A 13106-nucleotide genomic window follows, 5' to 3' on the forward strand; every position below is an offset into this window, starting at 1 on the left:
AAGCGTACCTGCAATGGATAAGGTAGCGGCATATTTGGATATACTGCCGATCGAGGTTTATGAAGTGGCTTCATTTTATACCATGTACTTTTTACGCCCGCAGGGTAAATATGTACTGGAGGTTTGCCGTACCAGCGGTTGCTGCCTGGTAGGTGCCGAAAAGATCATGGATCACATTGAACAAAAGCTGGGTGTAAAAGAAGGTGAAGTTACTGCCGATGGCCTGTTTAGCTGGCGCGGTGTAGAATGCCTTGCTGCATGCGGCTATGGTCCGGTTTTACAAATTGGCCCTGAATATACTTTTTACGAAAATTTAACTAACGATTCGGTAGATAAGTTGATCGGTGATTTAAAAGCGAAAGGAAGTAATTAAATGAACAGGAAAAAATTAATTATCACTGATTTGCTCCTTGTTATTGGCATAATATTGTTAACCTATGCGAGCGATGGTTTTAATAAAGCAATTATGCCATTAATGCTGTTAATTATTTCGGCCTTTACGGGCTGCTTTATAAGGCATGCAAATTATTACAAGCTTACTAAAAAGATCTATTAAGCTATGGGACGTAAATTATTATTAGAACATATAAACGTACCAGGCATCAATACATTTGATGTTTACCGCTCAAAGGGTGGTTACGCGGCTGTTGAAAAAGCTATAAAAACCATGTCGCCCGAGGAAGTGGTTGAGGAGGTGAAGAAGTCGGGCTTACGTGGCCGTGGTGGCGCCGGTTTCCCAACCGGAATGAAGTGGAGCTTTTTGGCTAAGCCAGAAGGAGTACCCCGTTACCTGGTTTGCAACGCCGATGAATCAGAACCCGGTACTTTTAAAGACCGTTACCTGATGACCTATATCCCTCACCTGTTAATTGAGGGGATGATCGTATCGAGCTTTGCATTGGGCGCCAATACCTCATACATATATGTACGCGGTGAAATGATGCCGCAGATCAGGATCCTGGAAAAAGCTATTGCCGAAGCAAAAGCGAAAGGCTTTTTAGGTAAAAATATATTAGGCTCCGGTTACGATCTTGAACTTTATGTACAGCCAGGTGGCGGTGCATACATTTGCGGTGAAGAAACCGCTTTGTTAGAGTCGTTAGAAGGTAAACGTGGTAACCCGCGTATAAAACCGCCATTTCCGGCTATTGCCGGGTTGTATGGCCGCCCAACGGTAGTGAACAACGTGGAGTCAATTGCGGCAGTAGTGCCAATTGTAAATGAGGGTGGCGATGAATATGCCAAACTTGGAATTGGCCGCAGCACAGGTACCAAGCTGATCTCGGCTGGTGGTAACCTTAAAAAACCTGGTGTTTATGAAATTGACCTGGGCTTACCGGTTGAAGAATTTATATACTCTGACGAATATTGCGGCGGTATTGCCAATGGCAAACGCTTAAAAGCAGTTGTTGCCGGTGGTTCGTCAGTGCCTATTTTGCCAGCTAACCTGATTCTGAAAACCATTAACAACGAACCCCGCCTGATGAGCTATGAATCATTAAGCGATGGTGGTTTTGTGAGCGGTACCATGATGGGTTCGGGTGGATTTATTGCTTATGATGAGGATGCCTGTATTGTGCGTAATACTTGGAATTTTGCCCGTTTTTATCACCACGAAAGCTGCGGACAATGTTCGCCATGCCGTGAAGGTACCGGATGGATGGAAAAAGTGTTACACCGTTTAGAGTACGGTCATGGCAAAATGAGCGACATGGACTTGTTGGTTGATGTATCTAAAAAAATTGAAGGAAATACAATTTGTCCGCTGGGTGACGCGGCAGCATGGCCGGTGGCCAGCGCCATTCGCCATTTTAGGGATGAATTTGAGTGGCACGTAACAAATGCCAGTGAAGCAATTTCGAGAAATTACGGATTGGCGCATTATGCAGATCCGTTGGATGTAAAAGAAACAGCTTAAAACCACGCGTCATTGCGAGGTACGAAGCAATCCCCGATTTACAGAGCCGCTCTGTGTAGCATAGAGATTGCTTCGTACCTCGCAATGACGAGTTGAAGAAATAAAATAAAGAATCAGAATTTTTAATTTTGACTTAATGAAAGTAACAATAGACGGGATACCCGTTGAAGTAGAACCAGGGACAACCATCCTGAATGCCGCGAGGCAGATAGGTGGCGATATTGTTCCGCCTGCTATGTGCTATTACTCCAAGCTGGAAGGCAGTGGTGGTAAATGCCGTACCTGTTTGGTTAAGGTAAGCAAGGGCTCTGAAAAAGACCCACGCCCCATGCCTAAACTGGTTGCATCATGCCGTACTACGGTAATGGATGGCATGGAAGTGCAAAATATTACCTCACCCGAAGTTGTTGAGGCCCGTAAAGGCGTGGTTGAAATGTTATTGCTTAATCACCCGCTTGATTGCCCGGTGTGTGATCAGGCTGGCGAATGCCACCTGCAAGACTTAGGCTTTGAACATGGCGCCGCTAAAACCCGTTATGAGTTTGACCGCCGCACGTTCGAGAAAATTGATATTGGCGATAAGATACAACTGCATATGACGCGTTGTATCCTTTGCTACCGCTGCGTATTCACTGCCGATCAGATCACCAATACTCGTTTACATGGTATCCTGAACAGGGGCGATCATTCTGAAATATCAACCTATATCAGCAAAGCTGTTGATAATGATTTTTCAGGTAACATTATTGATGTTTGCCCGGTAGGCGCCTTAACAGATAAAACTTTCCGCTTTAAAAATCGTGTATGGTTCACCAAACCGGTTGAAGCACACCGCGATTGCGATAAGTGCTGTGGCAAAACCACTTTATGGTACAAAGGCGAAGACGTGATCAGGGTAACCGGACGCAAGGATGTTTATGGTGAGGTTGAAGAGTTTATTTGCAATACTTGCCGTTTCGACAAAAAGAAAACAGCCGACTGGGTAATTGAAGGCCCGCGCAAGGTATCGCATAAATCGGTTATCAGCTCAAATCATTACGAATTTACACCGCTGCCGGTGGTTAAAACCAACCCGGTGCTGATGGAAGCGAATAAAGAACAATTTGAAAGAGACACACGCTTATAATGGGATCAACTGCAGATATATTAATTAAAATTGGCCTGATATTGATCATTTTCGTTATCAGCCTTGTTATGGCCATGTACTCAACTTATGCTGAGCGCAAGGTTGCCGCATTTTTCCAGGACAGGATTGGCCCTAACCGTGCCGGTCCGTGGGGTATTTTACAACCCCTGGCCGATGGTGGTAAAATGTTCATGAAAGAAGAGATCATTCCTACTAACGCGACACCATTTCTATTTATAGTTGGTCCGTCATTGGCCATACTTACGGCCTGTATAGGTTCGGCAGTTATTCCATGGGGACAAAAAATGATTATTGGCGGTCATAGTATCGACTTGCAAGTAACTGATATTAACGTTGGGGTACTGTACATTTTTGGTGTTGTATCATTAGGTGTATATGGTGTAATGATAGGTGGCTGGGCATCAAACAATAAATATTCATTGTTAGGCGCCATCCGCGCGGCATCACAAAATATCAGCTACGAAATTTCGATGGGTTTATCCATCATAGCTTTATTAATGGTTACCGGCACTTTAAGCCTGCGCGAAATTGCTGAACAGCAGCATGGCTGGCATTGGAATGTTATCTATCAGCCATTTGGGTTTATATTATTTATAGTATGCGCATTTGCCGAAACCAACCGTACACCATTCGATTTACCTGAGTGTGAAACCGAGCTGGTAGGTGGTTACCATACGGAGTATTCATCAATGAAGCTGGGTTTTTACCTTTTTGCTGAGTATATCAACATGTTCATATCATCGGCAGTAATGGCTACCTTGTACTGGGGTGGATATAACTATCCAGGTATGGATTGGGTATTGGCGCATACCGGGCAGGCTATTGGGCCGCTTATTGGTGTGGTGGTATTCTTCATAAAAATAGTTTCTTTCATCTTCTTTTTTATGTGGGTGAGATGGACCATCCCCCGTTTCCGTTACGATCAGTTAATGGATCTGGGTTGGAAAATATTAATACCATTGGCTATTGCCAATATTGTACTGACCGGACTTGTTATTACTTTTTTAAAATAGATTGGAGTTTAACTAAAATGGAATCATTAAGTAATAAACGCAAAGTATTGGAAATTAAGCCGCTCAATTTTTTAGAGCGCGCTTATCTGCCTGCTATTGCAGGCGGCCTTATTACCACCATGAAGCACTTTTTCAGGAAACCGGTAACTATCAGTTACCCTGAAGAAAAACGCGAATTTTCAGAGAATTTTCGTGGTATGCATTCATTGAAACGTGATGAGGATGGCCGTGAACGCTGCACTGCCTGCGGACTGTGCGCCCTCTCATGCCCGGCCGAAGCCATCACCATGACGGCAGCTGAACGCCAGCCGGGTGAAGAAAATTTATATCGCGAAGAAAAATACGCCGCCGTTTACGAAATAAACATGCTGCGCTGCATTTTTTGCGGTTTGTGCGAAGAAGCATGCCCTAAAGAAGCAATTTATCTTGACGGTGATATTGTGCCTGCCGATTATTTGCGGAAGGATTTTATTTACGGTAAAGACAAATTAGTAGAGGCGCCCTTAAATCAATAAAGAAGTTTTATACCTTTGCCCAAACTTTAATGGGAAAGGGTATTTTGTAAATATAAACATGAGTACATTTTACTTCATCGCGTTTTTGTCCATATTCTTTTCGATACTGGTTATCTCGGCCAAAAACCCGGTACATAGTATCCTTTATCTGATACTTACCTTTTTTACATTCACCATTCATTATATTTTAATGAACGCCCAGTTTTTGGCGATAGTTAATTTTATAGTATACATGGGCGCCATACTGGTATTGTTCCTGTACACGCTGATGCTCATTAACCTGAACAAGGAAAGTGAACCTGTAAAACCATTTATGGTGAAATTTGCCGGTGTAGTAGGTGGTGGTATTTTAATAGTGGCCCTGGTTGCCTCGTTAAAATCAATGGGTATATCTGACCCGGTTGTGCTGAAAAACCCTGACCTGGGCCTCGTGAAAAACTTAGGTAAAGTATTGTTTAATGAATTTTTACTGCCATTTGAAGTATCGTCAGTATTGCTTTTATCAGCAATGGTGGGCGCGGTTCTATTGGCTACAAAAGACCCTAAAGCTGCGTAATGAATAATATAATCCAGTCGGTACCGCTTAATCATTACATATTATTAAGCACCATCATTTTTTCGATAGGCGTAATAGGCGTATTGATCCGTCGTAATGCCATCGTGATTTTTATGTCGGTTGAGCTGATGCTTAACGCGGTTAACCTGTTGCTTACTGCATTCTCAGTTTACAGAGGCGATGCAACCGGGCAAGTTTTCGTTTTCTTTATTATGGCGCTGGCTGCTGCCGAAGTTGCAGTAGGGCTGGCCATTATTGTGATGATATACCGGAATACAAATTCGGTTGATATCAATGTGCTGAACAGGCTGAAATGGTAAGCCTCCCGGCCCCCTGAAGGGGGAGAGTTTAAACAAAATAAAACGCGTCATTGCGAGGCTGATCAAACTGCAAGCAATGGTTTAATGATAAACATAAAAACGTATAACGCAACACGTACAACGTATAACATAAAATATGAATCAATACATCTGGCTTATTCCCATATTACCGTTAGCCGGTTTTATTATTAACGGACTTGGCCGCAATTCATTATCAAAAAACGTAATTGGCTTTATTGGCAGTTTACTGGTGCTGGTATCTTTTGGTTTAAGTCTGGCCGTTTTCTTTCAGATCAAATCAACAGGGGCACCTGTTAACGTTACTTATTTCAACTGGTTCTCGGTTGGCGCGCTAAAAATACCATTCGCATTCCTGGTTGATCAGCTCAGTTCCATTATGCTGCTCATTATTACGGGCGTTGGTTTCCTGATCCATTTGTACTCAGTAGGTTACATGCATGACGATAAAGGCTTTGGTAAGTTCTTTGCCTACCTCAACCTGTTTGTGTTCTTCATGTTGCTGCTGGTAATGGGGTCAAACTACCTGATCATGTTTATTGGCTGGGAGGGTGTAGGTTTATGCTCATACCTGCTTATCGGTTTCTGGTATACCAATCCAAGTTATGCCGATGCTGCTAAGAAGGCCTTTATCATGAACCGTATTGGAGACCTGGGCTTTTTATTAGGTGTGTTCCTGATCATATATGCTTTTGGCAGTATAGAGTTTGCCACCATATTCCCTAAAGCAGCCACAATGAAAGTGGGTTCGGCCCCATTTTTTACCATCACTATATTGCTGTTTATAGGCGCGGTTGGTAAATCGGCACAGTTACCATTGTTTACCTGGCTGCCCGATGCCATGGCCGGTCCAACACCGGTATCGGCACTGATACACGCTGCTACGATGGTTACAGCCGGTATCTACATGATAGCCCGCTCTAATATATTCTATACATTATCGCCTGATACGATGGAGATTGTTGCGATAGTAGGTTTGGCAACCGCGTTGTTTGCTGCGCTGATAGCCTTAACACAAACCGATATTAAAAAGGTATTGGCTTATTCAACTGTATCGCAATTGGGATATATGTTTTTAGGTTTGGGCGTAGGTGCTTATACCGGCGCTTTTTTCCACGTATTAACCCATGCTTTCTTTAAAGCCTTATTATTCCTGGGTGCAGGTTCTGTGATCCACGCGATGGGCGGCGAACAGGATATGCGCAAAATGGGTGGTTTAAAAGGAAAAATTAAAGTAACCTTTGTAACCATGCTGATAGGTACCATTGCCATATCAGGGATCCCCCCATTCTCGGGTTTCTTTTCAAAAGACGAAATTTTGGCTCATGCCTACGCGCATAGCACTACCTTCTATGTAATAGGCGTATTTACGGCCATGCTTACATCCTTCTATATGTTCAGGATGTTGTACCTTACTTTTTACGGTAAGTTCCGCGGTACACATGAGCAGGAGCACCACGTACATGAGTCGCCGGCAAGTATGACCATTCCGCTTATTGTGTTGGCTATACTTTCTATAGTAGGTGGCTTCGTTGGTGTACCTGAAGTTTTAGGCGGTCATCATGAACTGGAGCATTTCCTGGCACCAGTGTTCGAAAAATCAAATGCCATTATGGGCGAACATCATTTACTGGCAAGTACCGAGTATATACTGATGGCTTTTTCGGTAGGTGTTGCCCTGGTAGCTTTGATATATGCTTATATTAAATATGCTAAAAATGGTAGTGTTCCGGTGGCCGATGGTGAGGAACGCCCTGCATTAACCAGTATATCATACCATAAATTTTATATCGATGAATTGTATGACCTGCTGATCCGTAAACCTTTGGATTTTCTGTCCACGTTTTTTTACAACGTGGTGGAGCGCCTGGGTATTGATGGTTTGGTGAACGGACTGGGTAAAGGTACTATTGAAACCAGCAAAGGCTTGCGCTTACTGCAAACCGGTAATGTGGGTTTCTACATATTTGTAATGGTGCTGGGTATTATTGCTGTATTAGCGTATAGCATATTTGGATTAACTAAATAAACGATAAGCGTTTACAATATAACATGACCGTTAGTATATTAATTTTTTTACCAATAGTTGCCGCAATTATTGTTGCCTTATTAAAAAATGAGGTTGCCAAATATGCTGCATTGTTTTTTGCTGTTGCCGAACTGGTAATAGCCGGCATATTTTTAAGCCGTTTTACACCCGATGCAAGCACTCAATTTACAATTGATGTGCCCTGGATCTCCAAATTCGGCATTTACTTTAGCGCCGGTATTGATGGCATCAGCATGATCATGGTATTGCTTACCACGCTGCTTGTACCGCTTATTATCTTATCAACCTTTCAGCATCAGCATAAAAACGCGGGCGCTTTTTACGGTTTGATATTATTTATGCAGGCTGGCTTACTGGTTGTATTTACCGCTTTAGACGGATTTTTATTTTACGTAGGATGGGAAGCCGCCCTGATACCTATTTACTTTATATGTGCCCTGTGGGGTGGCGAAAACCGCATCCGCATCACCATTAAGTTTTTTATATACACGTTTGCCGGTTCGTTATTTATGCTTTTGGGCATTATTTACCTGTACCTGCAATCGCCAGAAAAAACTTATGACCTGCACGCGTTTTATAAATTAGGTTTAAATGCGCCGCACCAGTCGCTGGTGTTCTGGGCGTTTTTCCTGGCCTTCGCCATAAAAATGCCATTGTTCCCTTTCCATACCTGGCAGCCGGATACTTATACCGAAGCGCCAACTGCAGGAACCATGATGCTATCAGGCATTATGCTAAAAATGGGTATTTACGGGGTTATCCGCTGGTTAATACCAAATGCACCATTGGGTTTTATACAATGGCAAAGCCTGGTAATGATATTGGCCGTGATAGGCATTATATATGCATCACTTATTGCCTTTAACCAAAAGGATGGAAAACGTTTGGTAGCATACTCATCCATAGCGCACGTAGGCTTGATAGCCGCCGGTATTTTTGCCTGGAATGCACAAGGTATACAAGGCGCCATGATACAAATGCTTAACCACGGTATCAACGTTGTGGGTATGTTCTTTATATGGGATATCATCAGCAGGAGATTAAACACGCGCGACATCAGCCAGCTTGGTGGTATTGCCAAAGTGGCTCCGCAATTTTCTATAGCTTTCTTAATTATTGTGCTGGGTACAGTAGGCTTACCGTTAACAAATGGCTTTATAGGCGAGTTTTTATTGCTGAATGGTGTTTTTGAATATAGTGCTTACCATTATGTGAATATAACAATAGCTGCAATAGCAGGATTAACCATCATTTTTGGCGCGGTATATATGCTGCGCATGTACAAAAATGTAATGCAGGGCGAAACCAACGAACTGACCGCCACATTTACAGACATTACCGGGTCGGAGAGAGTAGTATTGGCCATCATTTGCATTTTAATAATAGGCATAGGTGTTTATCCTCAACCTATTATGCATATATCCGAGGCGGCTGTTAATAATTTAATACATACTTTAAATGCAAGAGCGAATTAAATAAATTCTAAAGCATAAGTTCTAAAATATAAAATGAATACTTTAATCATCATATCTGTTTTACCTATAGTGCTTTTGTACCTCGGCTTGTATAAGGCTACAAAATCATTATTGCCGGTTACTATTGTTGGCTTATTGGCCGCTTTAGGTTTAGCCATTGCTCAATGGAATAATGTTGCCTTGCCAATTTATCATGGTATGATGATGTTCGATAATTTTTCTATCGCGTTTTCAGGCATTACCATCATTGCTACTATCCTTATCGTGATGTTATCAGGCGGGTATTTTGAAAAGATCAGCAGGAACGTGGCGGAGTATTATGCCATTATCTTGTTTTCGCTGGCTGGTATCATTGTTATGGTATCATTTTATAACCTTACCATGCTGTTTATCGGTATCGAGATCATGTCGGTAAGTTTATATGTATTGGCGGGGATCAAGAAAAGTGATTTTGCATCAAACGAGGCTGCTTTAAAATATTTCCTGATGGGGGCGTTCTCAACCGGCTTCCTGTTATTTGGTATTACCTTAATATACGGAACAACCGGTTCATTCAGCCTGGAAGTGATACGCGACTGGGTGCTGTCCCATCCACACCACATCGACCCTATGTTTTACACCGGCATAGCGCTCATCATTGTTGGTCTTTGCTTTAAAGTAGGCGCTGCTCCCTTCCATTTCTGGACACCAGATGTATACGAAGGTTCGCCAACCCTTATTACTGCGTTCATGTCAACCGTAGTAAAAACTGCTGGTTTTGCAGCTTTCCTGCGTCTGTTCTCAGCCTGTTTTGCTCCACTGTCTGACTTTTGGGTGCCAGTACTATTGGTCATCACCATCATTACTTTATTTATAGGCAACATTACCGCGCTGTACCAGCAAAGCTTTAAGCGTATGCTGGCATTTTCAAGTATATCACATGCCGGCTATCTGCTTTTCGCTATTGTGGCTTTAGGTTCAGGCTCGGCTAATTCAGTATTTGTTTATGCAACAGCTTATTCTATTGCCTCCATTATTGCCTTTGGCAGTTTGATCCTGGTGCAGCAGCAAAGCGGCAGCGATAATTTTGAAAGCTTTAACGGCCTGGCAAAAAATAATCCTTTCCTGGCGTTTGTGCTTACCATATCTATGCTTTCATTAGCGGGTATACCACTTACTGCAGGCTTTATAGGTAAGTTCTTCATGTTCTCGGGTGCGCTGGCAACATACCATGTTTGGCTGGTTATTATAGCTGTAGTAAATGCCATTATCAGCATTTTTTATTATTTCAGGGTTATCATAGCCATGTATTTCCGCTCGGCCGACCGTGCAGAACTGGTTGTGCCTGCTTACTATAAAATTGTATTTGGCTTCTCGGCTTTGGTAACTATTATCATCGGCATCTACCCTGATTTTATTGCCCGGTTCATTTAATCGGTAAACAGATAACTGCAAATTGATTTAATATTTGTAGTTTTACAGATATAGTGAATGGAAAGTTTTTGGGAACACCTTCAAAATTTAACGGACGCTCAATCCATTATAAGCAGGGGAGGCTTTTATCTCCTGCTTGTTGTTGTATTTGCTGAAACCGGATTATTTTTTGGCTTTTTTTTACCAGGAGATTATTTGCTTTTTATGGCAGGCCTGCTATGCTCGGCAGGTAAGGTTGATGTATCCATATCTACATTAGTGTTATCGCTCATTGGGGCAGGAATATTAGGAAATTTTACGGGATATTGGTTTGGCTATCGAACGGGGCCCGTGCTGTTTAACAAAAATGATTCGCTGTTTTTTAAGAAACGATATGTAACACTTGCCAGCGAATTTTATAATAAGTATGGTGGCATGGCGCTGATTTTAGGGAGATTTTTCCCAATAGTTAGAACATTTGCCCCTATATTTGCAGGAGTTGTTAAGGTTGATATAAAAAGGTTTACTTTATATAACTTTATAGGCAGTATTACCTGGGTATGTACATTTACTTTGAGCGGGTTTTTCTTAGGGAAAAGGTTTCCGCAATTAGAAAATTACCTGCAATATATAGTTTTAGGGCTTATAGTGGTTACATCAATTCCGCTTATTGCAGCTTATATCAGGAAGAAGCTTTCGGAAGCAAAAGAAAAAGATAAGGAAAAAGAAATAAAATAAATATAATATACTAAATGAGTACTCAACACCCCTGGCACCAGGTTTCTCCCGGTGAAAATATTCCTGAAATTGTTAATGCTATCATCGAGATACCAAAAGGTTCAAAAGCAAAGTATGAAATTGATAAGGATTCCGGTTTGTTAAAATTAGACCGCGTTTTGTTTTCATCAGTAATGTATCCGGCCAATTATGGCTTTATCCCGCAAACTTATTGTGATGATAAAGATCCGCTGGATATTCTTGTTCTTTGTTCTATTGATGTGTTCCCAATGTCAATCATCGAGGCAAAAGTGGTAGGTGTGATGCACATGGTTGATAACGGTGAGCAGGATGACAAGATCATTGCAGTAGCTAAGAATGATATGTCTGTAAACTATATCAATGACCTGAACGAACTGCCGCCTCATGCCATGACCGAAATAGTCCGTTTTTTTAAGGATTATAAAAAACTGGAAGGCAAAAACGTAACCATTGAACATTTATTGGGCTTACGCTATGCGCATAAAGTGATATTAGAAAGTTTGGAATTGTATAAGTCTACTTTTCCTGTCACGCAATAATTAATAGATGGACCCCGCGCATTACGAAATAAGTACCTTTTACTTAATTGCAACCGTATTTCTGGTTTTGCTCAATGGTTTTTTTGTAGCCGCAGAGTTTGCCATGGTAAGGGTACGGGGATCACAAATAGAAATAAAGGCCAAATCGGGGAGCGGGGTTGCTAAGGTTGCACGCGGTATATTACATAACCTTGATGGTTACCTGGCTGCAACGCAATTGGGTATTACTATAGCGTCTCTTGCACTTGGTGTTGTGGGCGAAGAAGTGGCCACTAACGTTGTAATCAGGGGCTTTATGGCCGTAGGGATAAATCTTTCAAGTGGTTTTATTACCGCCAGTCACATTTTAGCCTTTACTTTTATTACCGTATTGCATATTGTGTTTGGTGAGCTTGCTCCTAAATCAATAGCCATTCAAAAATCAATACGTACGGTGCTGGCAGTTTCTCTTCCGCTTAGGTTTTTCTTTGTGTTTTTCAAACCTTTGATATGGTTGTTAAATGGGTTCGCTAATTTTATTTTGAAGCTTTTAGGTATTAATACTTTAGAAGGCGGAGAGGCCCATCACAGTTCCGAAGAATTACAATACCTGCTTGAACAGGGTAAAGAATCAGGCGCCTTAGATTCGAACGAACATGAGCTGATACAAAATGTATTTGATTTTAACGAGCGGGTGGTTAAAAATATCATGGTGCCGCGAACTAAAATATCAGGTATCGACATCAGCTCATCCAAACAGGAACTGCTTGATATGATCATTACCGAAGGTTACTCACGTATGCCGGTTTATGATGATGTTATTGATAAAATAATTGGTATTGTACACGCCAAAGATATACTGCCACTATTGGCCCGTAACGAAGAGATCGTATTAAAAGATATTATCCGTAAGCCATACTTTATCCCCGAAACCAAAAAGATCAATGACCTGATGGCCGAGCTGCAGCAAAAACGCATACAGATTGCCATTGTGCTTGATGAGTTTGGCGGTACGGCCGGCATGGTTACGCTGGAAGATATTGTGGAAGAACTGGTGGGTGAGATACAGGATGAGTATGATGAAGAAAAACCTATTGTTGAAAAAGTGAACGACCGCGAGTTTATTGTAAATGCCCTTGCGCCTATATATGACGTAAACGAACATTTACCGCATGACCTGCCCGAAGATGGGGATTTTGATACCGTATCTGGCTGGCTGGGCGATATATTTGGGAAAATACCCGATGTTGGTGAGCAAAAGGAATCAAACGGGTACAATATTACCGTGTTAAGAAAATCAGATCAGAATATTGAATCGGTTAAGCTCGAATTGCTGATAAATGAAGAAGATACAGTAGATTTACACTAAACGGAAGCTAAAAGCTAAAGGCTGAAAGCATAAAGCTAAAGTCACTCAACGCTTGG

General features: G+C 41.9%; 13 protein-coding genes. All 13 read left to right on the top strand.

The genetic code is table 11. The annotated features are described in order from the left end of the window. Positions 1-373: NADH-quinone oxidoreductase subunit NuoE family protein (locus AC1DRQ_RS15395; protein WP_477425568.1), on the top strand; the 373-nt coding region annotated here is incomplete at its 5' end. Positions 374-559: 186 nt separating this feature from the next. Next, positions 560-1918 (top strand): NADH-quinone oxidoreductase subunit NuoF, encoded by a 1359-nt coding sequence (gene nuoF / locus AC1DRQ_RS15400; RefSeq protein ID WP_429399925.1) that lies wholly within the window; start codon positions 560-562, stop codon positions 1916-1918. Positions 1919-2054: 136 nt separating this feature from the next. Further along, a complete protein-coding gene (locus AC1DRQ_RS15405) occupies positions 2055-3044 on the top strand; it encodes an NADH-quinone oxidoreductase subunit G (RefSeq protein WP_429399926.1) in 990 nt (329 codons plus the stop codon). Then, positions 3044-4078, top strand: coding sequence for an NADH-quinone oxidoreductase subunit NuoH (gene nuoH, locus AC1DRQ_RS15410; protein ID WP_477425569.1), 1035 nt, complete (start codon positions 3044-3046; stop codon positions 4076-4078). Before AC1DRQ_RS15405 ends, nuoH begins: the two co-directional genes overlap by 1 nt. 17 nt (positions 4079-4095) lie before the next feature. Beyond that, positions 4096-4593, top strand: coding sequence for a NuoI/complex I 23 kDa subunit family protein (locus tag AC1DRQ_RS15415; RefSeq protein ID WP_429399928.1), 498 nt, complete (start codon positions 4096-4098; stop codon positions 4591-4593). A 58-nt stretch (positions 4594-4651) separates the two neighbouring features. Continuing rightward, entirely contained in the window at positions 4652-5149 is a 498-nt protein-coding gene (locus AC1DRQ_RS15420) for an NADH-quinone oxidoreductase subunit J family protein (RefSeq protein WP_429399929.1), read from the top strand. Next, a complete protein-coding gene (gene nuoK, locus AC1DRQ_RS15425) occupies positions 5149-5469 on the top strand; it encodes an NADH-quinone oxidoreductase subunit NuoK (RefSeq protein WP_429399930.1) in 321 nt (106 codons plus the stop codon). The genes AC1DRQ_RS15420 and nuoK overlap by 1 nt, the downstream gene beginning before the upstream one ends. Positions 5470-5605: 136 nt before the next feature. Beyond that, a complete protein-coding gene (nuoL, locus tag AC1DRQ_RS15430) occupies positions 5606-7516 on the top strand; it encodes an NADH-quinone oxidoreductase subunit L (protein WP_429399931.1) in 1911 nt (636 codons plus the stop codon). Between the two features lie 23 nt (positions 7517-7539). Next, the gene (locus tag AC1DRQ_RS15435) at positions 7540-9012 is read left to right on the top strand and encodes a complex I subunit 4 family protein (RefSeq protein ID WP_477425570.1); all 1473 of its coding nucleotides are present in this window, start codon (positions 7540-7542) and stop codon (positions 9010-9012) included. A gap of 33 nt (positions 9013-9045) precedes the next feature. Beyond that, complete coding sequence (locus AC1DRQ_RS15440) at positions 9046-10425, top strand: NADH-quinone oxidoreductase subunit N (RefSeq protein ID WP_477425571.1); 1380 nt, start codon at positions 9046-9048, stop codon at positions 10423-10425. A 57-nt stretch (positions 10426-10482) separates the two neighbouring features. Beyond that, entirely contained in the window at positions 10483-11142 is a 660-nt protein-coding gene (locus AC1DRQ_RS15445; RefSeq protein WP_477425572.1) for a DedA family protein, read from the top strand. 14 nt (positions 11143-11156) lie between these two features. Then, positions 11157-11702 (top strand): inorganic diphosphatase, encoded by a 546-nt coding sequence (locus tag AC1DRQ_RS15450; RefSeq protein WP_429399935.1) that lies wholly within the window; start codon positions 11157-11159, stop codon positions 11700-11702. A gap of 7 nt (positions 11703-11709) precedes the next feature. Further along, the gene (locus tag AC1DRQ_RS15455) at positions 11710-13050 is read left to right on the top strand and encodes a hemolysin family protein (RefSeq protein ID WP_429399936.1); all 1341 of its coding nucleotides are present in this window, start codon (positions 11710-11712) and stop codon (positions 13048-13050) included. Positions 13051-13106: the final 56 nt, after the last annotated feature.

This window comes from Mucilaginibacter sp. P4_E8 (assembly GCF_056401495.1).